Source organism: Arthrobacter sp. TJ-236 (genome assembly GCF_058269235.1).
The window spans coordinates 436,811-453,886 of the sequence record NZ_JBZCNI010000002.1; the positions used below are offsets into that span (position 1 = coordinate 436,811).

General features: G+C 71.0%; 14 protein-coding genes. 10 read left to right on the forward strand and 4 right to left on the reverse strand.

What is annotated here, in order from left to right; all coding sequences use genetic code 11:
• Positions 1 to 13: 13 nt before the first annotated feature.
• Positions 14 to 1,189 carry a 5-(carboxyamino)imidazole ribonucleotide synthase gene (locus AC4D16_RS10800; RefSeq protein ID WP_490954989.1) on the reverse strand — a complete coding sequence of 392 codons (1,176 nt, stop codon included), beginning with the start codon at positions 1,187 to 1,189 and terminating at the stop codon, positions 14 to 16.
• Positions 1,190 to 1,458: 269 nt separating this feature from the next.
• On the opposite strand from AC4D16_RS10800, the gene AC4D16_RS10805 reads away from it, so the two are divergent.
• The gene (locus AC4D16_RS10805; RefSeq protein WP_490950644.1) at positions 1,459 to 2,058 is read left to right on the forward strand and encodes a GtrA family protein; all 600 of its coding nucleotides are present in this window, start codon (positions 1,459 to 1,461) and stop codon (positions 2,056 to 2,058) included.
• Here the strand turns inward: AC4D16_RS10805 and AC4D16_RS10810 are convergent.
• Positions 2,033 to 2,863: a TIGR03089 family protein gene (locus AC4D16_RS10810; protein ID WP_490954990.1), complete on the reverse strand. Its 831-nt coding sequence runs from the start codon at positions 2,861 to 2,863 to the stop codon at positions 2,033 to 2,035. The two genes, AC4D16_RS10805 and AC4D16_RS10810, sit on opposite strands and share 26 nt — an antisense overlap.
• 276 nt (positions 2,864 to 3,139) lie before the next feature.
• Between AC4D16_RS10810 and AC4D16_RS10815 the strand changes: the two genes are divergently transcribed.
• From AC4D16_RS10815 to AC4D16_RS10825, 3 genes are all read left to right on the forward strand, one after another.
• Positions 3,140 to 3,730 (forward strand): WhiB family transcriptional regulator, encoded by a 591-nt coding sequence (locus tag AC4D16_RS10815; RefSeq protein WP_490954991.1) that lies wholly within the window; start codon positions 3,140 to 3,142, stop codon positions 3,728 to 3,730.
• Between the two features lie 68 nt (positions 3,731 to 3,798).
• Entirely contained in the window at positions 3,799 to 7,212 is a 3,414-nt protein-coding gene (locus AC4D16_RS10820) for a glycosyltransferase (RefSeq protein ID WP_490955190.1), read from the forward strand.
• A complete protein-coding gene (locus AC4D16_RS10825) occupies positions 7,212 to 9,146 on the forward strand; it encodes a DUF5719 family protein (RefSeq protein ID WP_490954992.1) in 1,935 nt (644 codons plus the stop codon). Before AC4D16_RS10820 ends, AC4D16_RS10825 begins: the two co-directional genes overlap by 1 nt.
• A gap of 104 nt (positions 9,147 to 9,250) precedes the next feature.
• Here the strand turns inward: AC4D16_RS10825 and AC4D16_RS10830 are convergent, their stop codons facing one another.
• Positions 9,251 to 9,745, reverse strand: coding sequence for a metallopeptidase family protein (locus AC4D16_RS10830; protein WP_490950230.1), 495 nt, complete (start codon positions 9,743 to 9,745; stop codon positions 9,251 to 9,253).
• 122 nt (positions 9,746 to 9,867) lie between these two features.
• Between AC4D16_RS10830 and AC4D16_RS10835 the strand changes: the two genes are divergently transcribed.
• The 4 genes from AC4D16_RS10835 to AC4D16_RS10850 all read left to right on the forward strand — a co-directional run bounded on the left by AC4D16_RS10835 (position 9,868) and on the right by AC4D16_RS10850 (position 13,566).
• The gene (locus tag AC4D16_RS10835) at positions 9,868 to 10,254 is read left to right on the forward strand and encodes a DUF3499 domain-containing protein (protein WP_490954993.1); all 387 of its coding nucleotides are present in this window, start codon (positions 9,868 to 9,870) and stop codon (positions 10,252 to 10,254) included.
• A gap of 97 nt (positions 10,255 to 10,351) precedes the next feature.
• A complete protein-coding gene (locus AC4D16_RS10840; RefSeq protein ID WP_490950228.1) occupies positions 10,352 to 10,546 on the forward strand; it encodes a Trm112 family protein in 195 nt (64 codons plus the stop codon).
• Positions 10,547 to 10,610: 64 nt separating this feature from the next.
• The gene (gene ahcY / locus AC4D16_RS10845; RefSeq protein ID WP_490954994.1) at positions 10,611 to 12,110 is read left to right on the forward strand and encodes an adenosylhomocysteinase; all 1,500 of its coding nucleotides are present in this window, start codon (positions 10,611 to 10,613) and stop codon (positions 12,108 to 12,110) included.
• A 160-nt stretch (positions 12,111 to 12,270) separates the two neighbouring features.
• On the forward strand, positions 12,271 to 13,566 hold the full coding sequence (locus tag AC4D16_RS10850) for a L,D-transpeptidase (RefSeq protein ID WP_490954995.1): 1,296 nt from the start codon (positions 12,271 to 12,273) through the stop codon (positions 13,564 to 13,566).
• Between the two features lie 13 nt (positions 13,567 to 13,579).
• Here the strand turns inward: AC4D16_RS10850 and AC4D16_RS10855 are convergent, their stop codons facing one another.
• The gene (locus tag AC4D16_RS10855; RefSeq protein ID WP_490954996.1) at positions 13,580 to 14,380 is read right to left on the reverse strand and encodes an RDD family protein; all 801 of its coding nucleotides are present in this window, start codon (positions 14,378 to 14,380) and stop codon (positions 13,580 to 13,582) included.
• Between the two features lie 150 nt (positions 14,381 to 14,530).
• On the opposite strand from AC4D16_RS10855, the gene AC4D16_RS10860 reads away from it, so the two are divergent.
• Both AC4D16_RS10860 and AC4D16_RS10865 read left to right on the forward strand, forming a co-directional pair.
• Positions 14,531 to 15,523 carry a stage II sporulation protein M gene (locus tag AC4D16_RS10860; RefSeq protein ID WP_490954997.1) on the forward strand — a complete coding sequence of 331 codons (993 nt, stop codon included), beginning with the start codon at positions 14,531 to 14,533 and terminating at the stop codon, positions 15,521 to 15,523.
• Positions 15,524 to 15,625: 102 nt separating this feature from the next.
• Positions 15,626 to 17,035, forward strand: a complete 1,410-nt coding sequence (locus AC4D16_RS10865) for a TIGR01906 family membrane protein (protein ID WP_490954998.1) — start codon at positions 15,626 to 15,628, stop codon at positions 17,033 to 17,035.
• Positions 17,036 to 17,076: the final 41 nt, after the last annotated feature.

A 17,076-nucleotide genomic window follows, 5' to 3' on the forward strand; every position in this document is an offset into this window, starting at 1 on the left:
TTGAAGTCGTCGGTCAATCCTGCGCTGCCGGGAGCGCGTGGTCACCGTCGCGGAGGAGGGCGGCAACCGTCGTGGCACGGGCGCGGACGTCGGCGAGCGGTTCCCCCGGGCCTGCCAGCACGTTCACGTGGCCGATCTTGCGGCCCGGACGGACGTCCTTGCCATAGACGTGAACTTTAGCCGATGGACCTGAGGACATCGCTGATTGGTAGGCCGCATAGAGGTCCGGGTTCGCTCCTCCCAGCACGTTCTTCATCACGGTGTGCGGGGCGAGGGCGTCGGTGGCGCCGAGCGGGAGATCGAGCACGGCGCGGAGGTGCTGCTCGAACTGGCCCGTCACGGCGCCGTCCATGGTCCAGTGCCCCGAGTTGTGGGGACGCATGGCGAGCTCGTTCACGAGGTACCCGGCGCCGCTGCCCGGTGTCTCGAACAGTTCCACCGCCATCACCCCGGTGACTCCGAGTTCCTCGGCGAGTCGCAGGGCCGCTGCGGTCACCTCCCGGGCGATCCCGGGTGGGAGGTCGGGCGCCGGAGCGATCACCTCGTCGCACACACTGTCCACCTGGATGGACTCGACCACGGGCCAGGCAGCCGCGTCGCCGGAAGGTCTCCGGGCCACGAGGACGGACAGCTCCCGGCTGAAGGGGACGAACTGCTCCACGAGCAGGTCCGCACCCGTGAACCAGGTAGCGGCGTCGTCGAGCTGCTCGGGGCCGCGGAGGACGAGAACGCCCTTGCCGTCGTACCCGCCACGGGGTGTCTTGAGCACCACGGGCCACCCGGTCGTGACGGCGAAGTCGAGGACGTCGGACGCCGAGCGGACCTTCGCCCAGCGCGGATTCGGCAGCCCCAGGCGTTCGACGGCGCTCCGCATCACGAGCTTGTCCTGTGCGTGGATCAGCGCATCCGGTGACGGGTGCACGGCCACGCCGGCGCGCTGCAGGTCGGCGAGGAGCTCGCCGGGCACGTGCTCGTGGTCGAACGTCAGGACGTCCACCCCATCGGCGAAGGCGCGGAGGGTCCCGGCGTCCCGGTAGTCACCCACCTCCGCGTGCGCCACGGCCGCGACGGCGGACACCGCGGGCCCTTCCGCGAGGACGTGCAATCGGATACCGAGTTCGACGGCGGGGCCGGCCATCATGCGTGCGAGCTGGCCGCCGCCGACGACGCCTACTACGGGGAAAGTCACCCTTACAGCCTACTCACGGGGGAGCGGGGGACCGGCCGGGAGCCCCATTCACGGGAACCTGCCAGCCCACGTCCCGAGATTTCCGCGCGGAAGGGGCGGGCGTCGTCGTAAAATAACAGGAACACGCCACGCAATGGGCCGCATGGGTGGCTCGCTCTGCCGGCCCCGATCGCGGTTGGCCCCTGCTGTTCCACGTCCGGCCGGACTCCGAACAGTGCGCTGCGCACGGTGTTCGTCTTCAACAGCGGAGGTAGTCAGTGGCAGCACTCATGGATCGGATCAGGGGCCTCGCCTCGCTGTTCTGGCGCGAGCTCGCGAAGTTCGGCGCCGTCGGCGGTGTGGCTTTCGTCATCGACAACGGTCTGTACTGGTACCTGATCCACGGGCCCATGAGCGGCAGCGAGGTCAAGGCGCGCTTCGTGTCCGCCGGCGTCGCGACGATCTTCGCGTGGGTGGCCAACCGGTACTGGACCTTCCGCCGTCGTCGCCAGCCCAACGCCGTCCGCGAGCTGCTGATGTTCATCTTCATCAACGTGATCGGCATGGGGATCGCCGCCGGCTGCGTGGCGGTCGCCAAGTACGGCTTCGGCGTCGTCGAGCCGAGCACCATCTTCCTCGTCGGCATCTTCGGGACCGTGCTCGCCACGGCCGTCCGCTTCCTGGCCTACCGCTTCTGGGTGTTCAACGTGGAGCTGGACCAGGAGCCCGAGTTCAGCCACGACCAGGAGATCCTGCACCCGCACGCTGCCCAGCCCTCCGGTGGGAAGACCTCCGCAACACCGGCCGATCCCGCCTCGCCGGCCGCGGCGGACGCGCACGCCGAGACCGCCGCGCCCCAGCCCGTCAGGCGGGCCTCAGCATCCCAGTGATCCGCTCGCCGCGGAGCATGCTGTCGGAGACCTCGACGCCCTCCTCGACGAGCACGAGTGTCCCGTCCTGCTCCCAGGTGGCGACGGCTGCTGCGAGCGCGTGCAGGAGTGACGTTCCCGGCTCAGCCAGGAGCGTCGTCGGAGCATCCGGAGCATCCGGTGTGGCCCCGGCTGCTCCGAGGGATGACGGCGGTGCGAGCAGCGCTCCGAGGGCGTCGGCCGTCAGTTGCTCGGCGCCGCCGGATGCCGATGCGTGGATCCTGATGTCGGGTCCGGTTCCACTGTCGGGTCCGAGGTCGCCGTCGCCGAGGAACACGTCGCCCTGCGCGCGGACCTCTTCGGCGTAGTCCACGGCACCGCGTGGCAGGGTTCCGTCCCACTTGAAGGCGAGGGAGCCCAGAGCAACACAGAGGAGGAGTCGCGGGGGATCCACCGGCGGGACCTCCCGGGACGTGACGAGGATGTCAGGCAGGTCCGTGAGGTTCGGCTGCGTCGTCGTCGCTCCGCCGTCTGCTCCGCCGTCCGCTCCGCCGGCTGCACCGGGCAGGACGACGGTGCAGCCCACCTGCCAGCAGGCGAACGCCAGGGCGAGGGACTTCCAGTGCGGTGGCAGGTCGAGCTCGACGGCGGTGCCCGGAACGGCATCGAGCTCCTCGACGAGGAGGTTGGAGGTTTTCGCCACCCAGTTGTCGAACACGCGGCCCGAGAGCTCGATCCGCCCGTCTGCTCCGTGCCAGACCAGACGGGGGGAGGCGGAGTGCACCGACCGCATGCGGGCCAGCAGGTCGGAGGGGGTGCGGGGCATCAGGACTCCTGGGAGGTCGCCGTCGGTGGAGGGCATGTGCGGGGTCTCTCCGCGGGGGACGGCGCACTCAGCGCACCGGCTCCGACGCGCCGAGCAGAACAGGTAGTGCCTCCGGCGTGGCGCCCGGAGTCGCGCGATTCCGACTCTATAAGATTCCGGCCGCGGCTTGACGCTTCGTACTTACACCCGTGTAATTAGTCATCGGATTCGTTCCAGCAGCGGGGCGCGAGGGTCGCCCACGCTGATGTTGGAACGGTAGGACCGGGAAGGCACACCATGGGGCACGCAGAGCGCCACGAAGAACGACCAGAAATTGCAGCGCAGGCCTCTGCTCGCTACGGATCCAGGGGCGTTCCCGCCGACTGGTTCCTCGACCCCGCCGACCCCCTCGCCGGGGAGCGGTACCGCGAGGGCGGACCGTCCTCGCTCGACGACCAGGCCACGGCGTTCCTCACCGCCCACGAAGCACTTGCCGGCCTCCCCGAGGTCACGGAGGCTCCGAGCAGTCTCCTCGTCCTTCCGTTCGCGGACCCCGGCATCACCCTGGTCCCGGATGCCCCGCTCGATCTCCGTCCGCAGTCGGCGCCCGCTGTGCAGCCCTCCTGGATCAGCGAACCCCTCGTCCCGGGCACCATCGACGACGACGGCGAACTCTCCTGGCAGGCCGACGCCCTGTGTGCCCAGACCGACCCCGAGGCCTTCTTCCCCGAGAAGGGCGGGTCCACGCGGGATGCCAAGAAGGTCTGCGGGTCCTGCATGGTGAAATCCGAGTGCCTCGAGTACGCGCTGGAGAACGACGAGCGCTTCGGCATCTGGGGAGGACTGTCCGAACGTGAGCGGCGCAGGTTGCGGAAGCGAGCGGTCTGATTCAGGTCCACCCCCGCGTCACCGCCGTTGTCGTAGCCCACAACGGCGCGGAGTTCCTCCCGGACACCCTGGAGGCGCTTGATCGCCAGATCCGGCCGGCTGATTTCGTCGTCGGCGTCGACACCGGCTCCACCGACGCATCCGCGTCGATCCTGCAGCTCCATCTGCCCACCGGCAGCCCCGTGGTCGGTGCGCCCGCCCGCTCCGGGTTCGGTGCCGCCGTCCGCACGGCCGTCGCCGAGATCCCCGCCCGCCGTGACGGGGCGGACAACCGTGCGCATGAGTGGCTGTGGCTCCTGCACGACGATTCCGCTCCCGAGCCCGAGGCCCTCGCCGAGCTCCTCCTCGCCGTCGAACGCGCCCCCTCGGTGACCATCGCCGGAGCGAAGCAGGTGGCGTGGGACAACCCGCGTGAACTCGTGGATGTGGGGTTGTCCATCAGCCGCTGGGCGGAGCGCCTCACACTCATCGACGTCGACGAGCACGACCAGGGCCAGTACGACGCCCGGAGCGATGTCTTCGCCGTGAACTCCGCCGGCATGCTGGTCCGGCGGGACGCGTGGGACGAGCTCGGCGGGTTCGACCCCGCCTTCCCGGGCGTGGGCGACGACGTCGATCTCTGCTGGCGCAACCGGCTCGCGGGTCACCGCGTGGTGGTGGTGCCCGGAGCAATTCTGCGGCACGCCTCCGCCAGGCCCCATCCCCTCGCCTCCGCCCGCTCCGCACGAACCGCCGAGGTCCGTCTCCGGCTCACGCACGCACCGGCCGTCGCCGTGCCCTTCCTCGCCGTCGGCGCCGTGCTCGGCGGAGTCGCGCGTCTCCTGCTCGGTCTCCTCGCGAAGGATCCGGCCCACGGCACCGGACAACTGCTCGGCAGCCTGGCCGGGGTATTGCGACCCTTCCGGCTGTGGCGGTCCCGCCGGTCCGCGGCGCGCAGCCGCAGGCGGCCGCGATCCATCGTGCGGCCTCTCGTCACCTCACGCCGCGAGGTCTGGGCGCACCGCCGCTCCGTCGTCGACGCCTTCACCTCCCGAGGATCGGTCCGGGACCGGGCCGATCGGACCACCGGGAGCACCGAGGAATACATCCCCGCGGGTGACAGCAACGACGACTTCGCGGCCCTGACCGGGCCTGCGCGTCTCTGGGTCGGGGGCGGCGCGGTGGTCGCCGTCGTGGTGCTCCTCGCTGCCGCCCTGACCGCGCTGCACGGACTCGTCGGCGCCTCCGCGCTGACCGGGGGCGCACTGCTGCCGGTGGCCGAGACCCCTCGGGCCGTCTGGGAGAGCGCGACGGCCTGGTGGACGACCCTCGGTACCGGGTTCGCCGCCCACGGGTCCCCGTTCGCCTTCGTGCTCTGGATCCTCTCCGTCCTCGGGCTCGGCTCGGCGAACACCGCCGTCGTCGCGCTGGTGGTCTGCGCCCTGCCGATCGCCGGACTCAGCGCCTGGTTCGGAGCAGGAGCCCTGACGGACTCACGCGGGCTGCGGCTCTGGGCGGCACTCGCCTGGGGCGCCGCTCCGGTGCTGCAGGTGGCGCTCGGCAGCGGCCGGCTCGGCGCCCTCGTGGCGCACGTCCTCCTGCCGCTCGCCCTCCTGGCGGTGGTGCGCGCCGTGGGCGGAGCCCGCTCTGCCCGACCGCTGCCCGACGGCGTGGCGGCCCCCGGGGTTGCCGGCACGCGCAGCTGGACCGCTGCCGCCGCCGGCGGGCTGGTCCTCGCACTCGTGACGGCGTCGGTGCCCGCACTCCTCTCGTTCGTGGTCGCGGTTCTGGTGGTCGCCGTACTGATCGGCGGGCGCCGGGCGAGGCCGCTGTGGTGGGCTCTCCTGCCCGTCGTCGCCCTGCACCTGCCCTTCGTCCTGTCCGCGCTCGACGCGCCGCGCGGCCTGCTGGGCGAGAACGGACTGCCCGTCGCCTTCGCGACCGCCGCTCCGTGGCAGCAGCTCCTCGGGTTCCCGGTGGCGTTCGATTCCTTCCTGCCTCCCGTAGCACTCGCCTTCCTGGGTGCCGGGCCGTGGTCCCTCGCCGCGGCCCTGCTGATCGGCGGTCCGGTGGTGGTGCTCGCCGCCGCGGCCCTGTTCCGCCGGGGAGCGGCATCGGTGGCGGTCCGCGCCTTCTGGCTGCTGACCGTCGCGGCCCTGGCCCTCGCCGTCGTGGTGCCGCTCGTGCCGGTGTCGGTCGGCTCCACCCAGCTCCTCGGCGTGTTCCCGGGGCCCTTCGTCTCCGTGGCCACCCTCGGGCTCCTCGCTGCCGCGCTGTCGGGTATGCCGGTGGTGCGCGCTCCAGCCACGCGGGTGCGTCGCGGCCTGACCGTGGCCGGCGGCGCCGTCCTGCTGGCCGGTCCCGTGCTCAGCCTCGGGCTGTGGGTCGTTCCGCAGGTCACCGAGTCGACCTCCGTGATCGCGGAGCCCGTGCTGCTGCCCGGCGCGACCGCCACCGATGCACCGCCGACGGCCGCGCCGTCCACCACGGACCTGGGGACGGACGTCGCGCTGCGGCCCGTCGCCGAGCGGCCGCTGCCCGCGACGGCGTCGGACCGCGGGACCGGACCGGAGCAGACGCGGACCCTCGTCATCACGGTCGACGACGAGGACGACGTCGAAGCTTCACTCATGCGCGGTTCCGGCACCACGCTCGACGCCCTGAATCCGCTCTATGCAGCGCGCCAGGTCGACGCCTCGAGCCCGGCGGGTGTCCGCGCGGACGACGAGGCGTCGCGGATCCTGCGGAGCACCGTCGCCGTGATCGTCGGTGCCACCGGAGCGGACCCGCGCACCGAACTGCGCGATCTCGGCGTCGGATTCGTGGTCCTCCGCCAGTCGGAGGCCGCGGGTGAACTCCTCAGTGCGCGCATCGACTCCGTCCCCGGCCTCACCTCGGTGGGCGACACCGATTCCGGCCGCCTCTGGCGCGTGGTCCCTGCCACGCTCGACGACGGCACGGAGGACGCCGGGTCGCGGACGGCGAGGGTCCGCGTGACCGACGCCGACGGCGCCACCGTGTCGGTGATCCCCTCGCAGGACGTCTCGGCCAAGGGGACGGTTCCCGCAGGTGCGGAGGGCCGGATGCTCGTGCTCGCCGAGACGGCGGACGAGGGCTGGCAGGCGACGCTCGACGGCGAGCGGCTCGAGCCGGTGCCCGACGGTTGGCAGCAGGCGTTCGTGCTCCCTCCCGACGCGGGTACCGTGCGCGTGAGCTACCTCAGCCCGTACCAGCCCTGGGTCGAAGCCGTGCAGATCGCCGTCCTCGCGCTGACCGCCCTTCTCGCCATCCCCATCCCTGCGCGTCGACCGGCTGTGCGCCCGCGAACAGCGCGTGCTGGAGCAGCACACGGGGGCGCGCCGGGACCAGCCGGCGCAACCGCGCAGCGTAGGCATCAGCGCGCGCAGCCCGCGCGTCGGTCGGAGCCTGACGTGCCCATCGACGGTGACGCCGCATCGGGGCCTCACCGCGAGCAACCGGTTGGAAGCGGAGGACACCCCTGATGAGGTGGAGACGGAAGAACAGACCGGACGAAGCGCAGGCCACGGCCGAGGTGAAGGAGCCCAGCGAGTCGACCGAGCGCGCAGAGGTGACCGGGTCGACCGAGTCGGCACAGCAGCACGAGCTCACAGAGCCGACCGACCCCGTTGAGCCGACGGCCTCGGAACAGGAGAACGAGCTTCACGAGCCGGCACAGGCCATTGAGCCGGTGCAGGTCTCCGAGTCACCGGAGGCTGCAACCCCTCCCGACGGATCGGCCCATGCCCCGGCGCAGGATGCCGCCGTCGCGGCCCGTGCCGTCGCGCGCGACCGCGCCGGCGGAACGGGGGTCGGGGGCACGTCCCGGCTGCGCACCGTCGTCGGCGCTGCAACCGGTGTCCTGCTCCTCGGTGCCACGGCCGCCGTCGCCTCCGGCGCGGTCACCGATACCTGGTCCACCGCGGCGGACACCGAGGTCGCCGTGCCCGTCGCGGTGGTACCCGCGGGCGACTACACCGCCGTCTGCCCCGGGCCTCCGCGCCTGTTCGAGCCCGCCGTGGAGGGCGAGGACCCGGAGTTCAGCACGGCGTCACCGTCGGCGCGGACTAACGTCTCGGCGATGGTCCTCAGCGATCTCAGCGCGACGGTACCCGGCAGCGGTCTCCTGCCGCTCGGCGGCGGGGCCCCACTCGCACAACTCAGGGAGTTCAGCGAAGAGTCAGGGATCGGGCTGGACGCGCCGGCCAGCAGTACGGACACCGGATTGACCACGAGGATCGGGGCCGTGGCCCGCGCCGTGGCCGTCGATGCCCCCACGGTGTTCCGCGCGCAGCCTCTCGGGGGCCTGACGCCACCGGCTGCCGCCACCAGCACGTACACGGCCGGCGAGGGTGATCTGCGCGGCCTCGCCGCGACGAGCTGCCAGCTCCCGTCCAGCGACCTCTGGCTCGTCGGTGCGTCGACGACCGTCGGCCAGTCCGCCATCCTCACGCTGACCAATCCCACCGGCACACCCGCCACCATGGCCCTCGAGCTCTACGGGCCGGGCGGGCCGATCGACGCGGCCGGCTCCCGCGGACTGCTCGTGGCACCGGGCGGCACACGGCAGCTCGTGCTCGCCGGGCTCACGGGTCCGCAGGAGCTCGTGGCCGTGCGGGTCCGCAGCGACGGCGGTCGGGTCTCGGCCGTGATCCAGCAGAGCGTGCTCCGCGGTCTCACGCCGGGCGGGGTGGACCTGCTCTCGCCGAGCGCTCCCGCAGGCACCACGCAGGTGGTGCCCGGCGTCGTCGTGCAGAGCGCGGCGGACGCGCGTCGCATCCGCGAGCAGGAGGGATATGCGGCCGTGACGCCTCAACTCCAGGTGCTCGTCCCGGGTTCCACGGACGCGGTGCTCGACATCAAGGTGTACGGCCGTGACGGCGAGATGGAGCTGCCGGGCGGGGGAGTGGTGTCCGCCGCCGCCGGTTCGGTCACCGCCGTCGCGCTGGACGCGCTGCCGGAGGGCAGCTACACGGTCGCGGTCACCTCCGACGTGTCCGTCGTCGCGTCGGCGAGGGTGACCCGCGGGATCGACGTCGGCCAGCCCGTGGATCTCGGCGGCGTGCCCTCCGCGAGCAGGCTCGGGAGCGATCACGCGGTGGCCCTGGCGGAGGGGGCGGACGCAGCCCTCGTCCTCGGGGTGCCGACGGGGAGGGCGGAATTGACGCTGACCCCCGTCGCAGCAGACGGGACGCTCGGCGCGCCCGTCGTGATCGGTATCGCCGGAGGCACGAGTGTCTCGGTGCCACGGCAGGCCCTCGGGGCCGAACCCGTGGGTGTCCTGATCGACGCCACGGGCGATCCGGCGTACGGCGCACAGGTCCTCACGCTCCCCGGGAACACGGCGGGGGTCTCTGTCACCACGGTGCCGCCGGCGGTCACGGGTCCCCAGAGCATCCCGATCGACCTCGGCTTCTGACCCCGGACTCTCGCAGGGCCCGAGCGCTCGTGCGCTGACACCCGCAGGCGTCAGGACTGGGCCGCTCTGGATCCCGTCCGCTGCGCAGGATCAGGAGTGGTGAGTCACGCCTGCGAGCGACCGTAGGCGGGATCGACGGCCTCGGGTGCCAGCCCCATGAGTTCCGCGGTCTGCTCCACGACGACGTCGTGCACCAGTTCGTTGACGGGTACCGCGTTGCGCGCTGCCATGAGGACTGGGTGCCGGTACACGGTTATGGTCGCAGGGCGGCCCGGCGTGGCGGGGGAGCAGGAACCCAGGAGCCCGCGCAGCGTGTCCGCCGTCATGTCCTCGAGGCCGTCCGGGATCTCCTGCACCATGATCTGCACGTCCTGGATCCGTTCGCCCCACAGGCGTTCGAGCCGCTGGGCCGATTCCATCACCCAGTCGTCGAACTGCTCGGACCGCGAGCGGGAGCCGGGAAGGTGCTGTGGCAGCAGTTCTCCCCGCATGCCGCGCCCGCGCCGATTACGGCGTCGCTCGTAGAACGACCGCGTGGGGCGTGAGCCGTCCGACGCGGGGTCGTCGAGCTCGATCGAGAAGGTGCTGCCATCCTGCATGCATCGACTCTAAGCCTTGGACCTCTCGAGCCGCACGCCCGATGTCGCCACGATCACCGGTGACTCCTCGTCCGGTCCTGCCTGACGGAGGGTAGGAAGCCGGACCGGTAGGCTTTCTACTCGTGGGATCCCTCCGTCAATGCTCCAGATCTGCCTGCCAGCGGCCGGCGGTGGCGACGCTCACCTATGTGTACGGGGACTCGACCGCCGTCCTCGGCCCGCTCGCCACGTACGCGGAGCCGCACACCTACGACCTCTGCACCATCCACGCGGATCGCCTGACCGTACCGCGGGGGTGGGAGGTCCTCCGCCTCGCCCTTCCCGACGCGCCACCCGAGCACAACTCCGACGATCTCCTCGCCCTCGCCGACGCCGTCCGCGAAGCAGCAGCGGAGCCCGCCGTCGAGCAGCCGGCCCAGGGTCAGCGGGGCGTCCGGGCGCCCATGGAACCACCTGCGGGCGTCACCGGTCCGCGGCGCGGGCATCTGCGCATCCTGCGCGATACCTGACGCCCGCGTTACCTGACCCCCGGGGCCACGGGCCGCGTATCCTCCGCGATAGAATCGACCGCACCAACGCCGCCGCCACCCGACCGGAAGCTGACTCATGGCCCACCTCCCAGCACGTCTGCTCGACGTCCTCCGCTGCCCGGTCACGGGGTCGCCCCTGATCGAGAACGGTGACATTCTCACCTCCCGGGCCGACGGCCCCGACGGCACACCCTTGACCTACACCCTCGACGAGGGCATCCCCGTGCTCCTCCGCACCGAACTCCTCGAGGGTGCCCGTCCGACGTCCTGACCGGACCGGCACCACCCGAGGCACGAGCATCACCTCCCACCCCGACACCAAGGATCAGCTGACCATGACGTTCGACTACAAAGTTGCCGATCTCTCCCTCGCCGAGGCGGGCCGACACCAGATCCGGCTCGCGGAGCACGAGATGCCGGGCCTGATGTCCCTCCGCCGCGAGTACGCCGACGCGCAGCCGCTCGCCGGAGCGCGCATCGCCGGTTCGCTGCACATGACGGTGCAGACCGCCGTGCTCATCGAGACGCTGACGGCCCTCGGAGCCGAGGTGCGGTGGGCGTCCTGCAACATCTTCTCGACCCAGGACGAAGCCGCCGCGGCCGTGGTGGTCGGCACGGGCACGGTCGAGGAGCCCGCGGGCGTCCCCGTGTTCGCGTGGAAGAACGAGACGCTCGAGGACTACTGGTGGACCGCCACGCAGATCCTCACGTGGCCCGGCCAGGCCCAGGGTCTCGGCCCCAACATGATCCTCGACGACGGCGGGGACGCCACGATGCTCGTGCACAAGGGTGCCGAGTTCGAGGCACTCGGGGCGGTTCCGACGAACCCCCAGGAGGGTGACGCGGACTACTCGCACGAGTACACGGTCTTCCTCGACACCGTCCGCGCGACCCTCGAGTCCGAGCCCCAGAAGTGGACCACGATCGCCGCAGGGATCAAGGGCGTCACGGAGGAGACCACCACGGGCGTCCACCGCCTGTACCAGCTCGCGGCGCAGGGCAAGCTGCTCTTCCCCGCCATCAACGTGAACGACTCCGTCACGAAGTCCAAGTTCGACAACAAGTACGGCATCCGGCACTCGCTGCCCGACGGCCTCAACCGCGCCACGGATGTCCTGATCGGCGGCAAGGTCGCCGTCGTCTGCGGCTACGGCGACGTCGGCAAGGGGGCCGCCGAGGCGATGCGCGGGCAGGGCGCCCGCGTGATCGTCACGGAGATCGACCCGATCTGCGCCCTGCAGGCAGCCATGGACGGCTACCAGGTCACGACCCTCGAGAACGTCCTCGCCCAGGGCGACATCTTCATCACGACCACCGGCAACAAGGACGTCATCATGGCGCACCACATGGCCGGCATGAAGCACCAGGCGATCGTCGGGAACATCGGCCACTTCGACAACGAGATCGACATCGCCGGGCTCGCGCGCATCCCCGGCGTCGAGAAGATCGAGATCAAGCCTCAGGTCCACGAGTGGGTCATCCCCGCGAACGAGGCCGAGGGTGTGGAGCAGCACTCGATCATCATGCTGTCCGAGGGGCGCCTGCTGAACCTCGGCAACGCGACCGGCCACCCCTCCTTCGTCATGAGCAACTCGTTCGCGAACCAGACGATCGCGCAGATCGAGCTGTACACCAAGTTCGAGCAGGACGACGCCGAGGGCAACCGCGAGTACGAGAACGAGGTGTACGTGCTGCCGAAGATCCTCGACGAGAAGGTGGCGCGCCTGCACCTCGACGCGCTCGGCGTGGAGCTCACGGAGCTCACCAAGGGCCAGGCCGAGTACCTCGACCTCGACGTCGCCGGGCCGTACAAGCCCGAGCAGTACCGCTACTGATTTAGGTCGGAGAGGGAGCCACCGCGTGACAGCACCGCGCGCGGGGCTCCCGCAGTTCTCGCAGTAGCCCAATCGTTGTGAACACACGGTGACCTGCCGACGCTCCTGCACCCCTTCCTCGCGTAAAGTCGCTGGGGATCAGCTGAACCTAGGGGCGAACATGCGCATGAAGCAGGAGTCGAGCGGAACCGCGGCACGCCGCAAGGGGTGGACTGTCGTGGCCATCGCGGCGGCCGCCGTCGTCGTGATCGGCGGCGGCGTGGGGATCGCGACGGCGTCACCCTGGGATGTCCTCTCGGCCGGGCCCACCTCGACGGAGAGTGCGGGGCCGACCGCGACGACGCCCGGCACGGCCCCCTCCGAGGAGCCGACGCCGGACGCCCCGGAGGCGTCCGCCGAGCCGTTCACCGTGGGTCTCACACCCACCGACGAGGCCTTCGCGGTGAACCCGGCCACCCTGGCCTCGATCGCCGTCACCGGGGGCACCCTCGAGACCGTCGAACTGGCGCCGCGCGCGGGCGGCACGCCCGTGGCCGGCGCGCTCTCGGAGGACGGTGCGAGCTGGACGGCCTCGGAGCGCCTCGCCTTCGACACCGACTACGAACTCACCTACATCGTGCTCGACTCCCGCGGCGAGCGGCAGGAAGCCACCTCGCGCTTCAGCACCGTGGAACCCGCCAATGAGGCGGATGCGGCGATGTTCCCGCTCGACGGCGCCACCGTGGGCACGGGCCAGCCCCTCGAGTTCACCTTCAGCGAGCCCGTGGTCAACCGCGACGCCGTCGAGAAGGCCATCACGGTGACGAGCACCAGTGGCCAGCAGGGCGCCTTCTACTGGTTGTCGGACACGAAGGTCCGCTACCGACCGGAGGCCTTCTGGGCCCCCAACAGCACCATCACGGTCTCCACGGCCCTCTTCGGTGTGGACTTCGGCAACGGAATGATCGGCAACGCCGACCGCACCATGACCGTGAAGACGCACAACACGCGTCTCGCCGTCGTGGACAACACGACGAAGACCATGAACGTGTACCTCGACGGGAAGCTGGACCGGACCTTCCCCGTGACGCTCGGTACCGAGGAGTGGCCCTCCACCGAGGGCTACATGGTGGTCATGGAGAAGTACGAGTCCACGCAGTTCACCGCGGAGTCGATCGGGCTGGAGCCGGGTGACCCCGCGTACTACCCGCCCACGGTGGTCAACCACGCCAGCAGGCTCAGCAACGGCGGGGCCTTCGTCCACGAGGCCCTGCCGGCGGCGCAGGTGGCACTCGGGAGCTTCAACGTCTCGCACGGCTGCATCGGCATGTCCCCGGAGGGCGCCAAGTACTTCTACGACACGTTCGGCGCGGGTGACGTGGTGCAGATCCTCAACACGGACTACGGGCCCATGTACGTGTGGGACGGCTTCGGCGACTGGAACGTGCCCTGGACCGAGTGGGTCAACCAGCCCTGACGCGCAGAGCTCCTCAGCTGAACGGGAGCCGGTGCACTCTCCGGGCCGTCGTCTCCGAGCGTTCCCTCTGCCGCATCATGGCCGCGTAGTCGCGGTCCCTGCGGGATGCGACGACGGCGTGGAGGAACTCCTCGGGGTGCGTGGAACCGGGCGGGGGCGGTGACACGTGGTGACTCGCCTCGGCCGCGAGCTCCAGTGCAAGCGACTGCCGGGCCTGCGGCGTGAGACGCGGGGCCTGCGCCAGGAACTGGGACATCCTCCGGGCGAGAGCGTCCGGGAGCCGCCCGATGTCCGCCGTCTCGGACCACCCCTGCAGCCTCGGCGGCATGGTCGCGAGCGCCCTCGGCCTCGCCACCACGCGCTCGCGCATCGCATAGGTACCCGCGAGGAGGTCGCCGAGGCGCTTCGACCGCTCGTTGAAGAGCGAGACGAGGAACGCCAGTGAGCCGGCGAGCATGTAGATCTCGAGGATGGCGAGCATCCCGCGGATGAACGCATGCCGGAAGCGGATGGCGCCGCCGTCGTCGCGCACGATCCTCAGCCCCATCACCAGGCGCCCCAGGGACTTGCCGCGCGTCACGGTCTCGACGGTCACCGGGATCACGAGGATCAGCATCACCACGACGACGAGCGACAGCGCTCCGGTCAGGGCAGTGTCCAGCACCCCGCCGAAGACGTTGCCGATGAGCAGCACGAGCAGGATGGCCACGATGACCTGCGCGATCAGATCGATGAGGATACTGAGCCCGCGCGCGGCGAACCCCGCAGGCTTCAGTTCGAGGACGACGGCCTCGCCGGTGACGACCGTGCTCATGTTCTCCCCCTGATGCTGACCGGACGGTGTACGGATGGTTGGCGGTCGGGACGGGCCGAAGCGCCGTCGTCGTGCCGCTCCCGCCCAGCCTAGCGCCGCGCCCGGCCCGGCCGGCGGTACGCGGAACGGGCCGGACTATAAGGTGGGCGCATGGACGTGGACGCATTCATCGCGGTGCACCGCAGCGACTGGCAGCGGCTCGACGAACTCGTGGGCCGCCGCCGGCTCGACGGCGCCGAATCGGACGAACTGCTGGTCCTCTACCAGCGCGTCTCGACACACCTGTCCATCATCCGCTCGGTCGATCCCGAGAGCGCGCTGTCCGGCGCCCTCTCGACGCGCCTCTCCCGCGCCAGGACGCGCTTCACGGGGGCGCGGTCCAACGTCATGGAGGACATCGCCCTGTTCTTCGTGCACTCGCTCCCGGCGGCGTTCTACCGGATCCGGTGGCTGACGGTCATGGTGGGAGTGCTCTTCCTCACCGTGACGGCGCTCTACGCCGTGTGGGTGGTCAACACTCCCGGCGTGATCTCCGCGCTGGGGACGGACGAGGACCTCCGACGCTACGTGGAGGAGGACTTCATCAACTACTACTCCGAGAACCCGGCGGCGTCCTTCGCGGGGCTGGTGTGGACCAACAACGCCTGGATCTCGCTGCAGGCCGTGGCGTTCGGGGTCACGGGCATCTGGCCGGTCTACATCCTCTACTCGAACGCGCAGGGCATCGGCATCGCAGCGGGGACCATGGCCTCCTACGACAGCCTCGACGTCTTCTTCGTCTACATCCTCCCGCACGGATTCATGGAGCTGACGGCGATCTTCATCGCCGCGGCGGCCGGTCTGAGGATCTTCTGGGCGTGGGTCTCGCCGGGGCGGCGGCCGCGGGTCGTGGCGCTCGCGGAGGAGGGGCGTGCGCTCATCACCGTGGCCCTCGGCCTCGTGCTGGTGCTCCTCGTCTCCGGGCTGGTGGAGGGGTTCGTGACACCGAGCGGCCTGCCCGCGTGGCTCCGGCTGACCATCGGGTTCCTCGTGTTCGCGGCCTACTGGGTCTACACGCTCGTGCTCGGGCGGCGGGCCGCCGCAGCCGGGCACCGCGGCGACCTCGGCGTCGTTGATCGGGGAGACGCCGTCATCACGGCCTGAGGTCACCGGCCCGGGGCGTCTTCACGCCTCACCCGTGCATGCCCAGTAGGGTCGTGACCAGGTGGGTAGAACGCCCGTGGCAAGGACTGAGGAGAACCCGACGTGGTAGACAGCGACAATCCCCGAGGGAGCACCTCGGGTTCGCGACAGCTCGACGCCGATGCGTCCGCCGAGCGCCCGGTACCCGAGGCGTCGACCGCGGCCCCGGATATCCCCCAGCGCCATCACCTGCCCATGCGGAAGGCCGGAACCCTGCCGGACGTCTCGCGCTACGACGACGGCGACGCTGACGATTCCGTGAAGGACGCGCAGACCGCGCAGAGAGCGGGGAGTCACCCCGTGTCGGAGACCGCCGCTTCGGAGGCCGGCGTGGGCGAGACCCTCGCTGCGGGCGGGTCCGACGACGACGCCACCGCCGACGGCCGCGTGCGTGAGCGCGCTGCTTCCGCCGACCACTCCTCGGACGACATGACGTCGGGGACACCGGGCAGTGAGTCACCACTGGTCCCCACCACCACTGACTCCGACGCCGACACGTCCGACAAGCCCTCGGGCGGGGCAGCCGGAGCGACGACCGCCGCAGCCGGAGTTGCCGCCGGCGCAACAACAGCCGCCGGCGCTTCTCACGCAGCCGGCGGGTCCGCCGATGACCGGCCCGACTCGTCGACGTCAGGGGTAGAGCGCGGGAGGGCTGAGCCGTCCACCGACACCGCGGCTCTGTCCGTGCGTCCTCCGGACCACGAGGCAGCGCGGCGGGCCGCCGCGCGTGATCACGCCGCAACCGCCAAACCCGCCCTCGCCCGGTTCCTGCAGGTCGTGGTGGCCCTGTTCTTCCCCGTGATCGTGGTGGCGGCCGCCGTCCGCGCCGTCGCGACGGCGTCGTTCCTGTGGTTCGAGTACCACCGGCCGGGCTTCCCCGCGGACAGGTTCGGGTTCACCCTCGACGACCGCATGACGTACGGGTCCTACGCCCTGGACTACGTGGTCAACTTCGCCCCGGCACGCTATCTCGGTGATCTGCGCACGCCGGAGGGGGAGCCGCTGTTCCTCGCATCCGAGGTGGGGCACATGGAGGATGTGAAGGGCGTCCTCGGGCTGTCCTTCTTCATCGCCCTGGTTCTCTTCGTCCTCGCCGTCCTCGCCTGCGTGTACCTCGCGCGGCGCTACAAGGGAGGCATCCGGCGGGCCCTGTTCGCCGGGGCGGTGCTGACGCTCGCGGGCATCATCACGCTGACGGTCCTCGCCGTGATCGCCTGGGAGACGTTCTTCACGCAGGTTCATGCGCTGTTCTTCGCGGACGGCACCTGGACCTTCCGGGTGGACGACACGCTCATCCGGCTCTTCCCCGAGCAGTTCTGGACCGACTCGGCCGTGACCATCGCCGTGCTCGTGCTGGGCGCGACCCTCCTGACGCTGATCACCACCTGGCCCACGAAGGCCCGGCGTGAGCGCTCGATGCTGGCTCAGGAAGCGATGCAGCAGCGCACCCGCGAGGCGCTCGCCGCCTCCTGAGCACCTCGGGGGCGCCGCGCCGCGCGGGTCCGGCGTCGGCG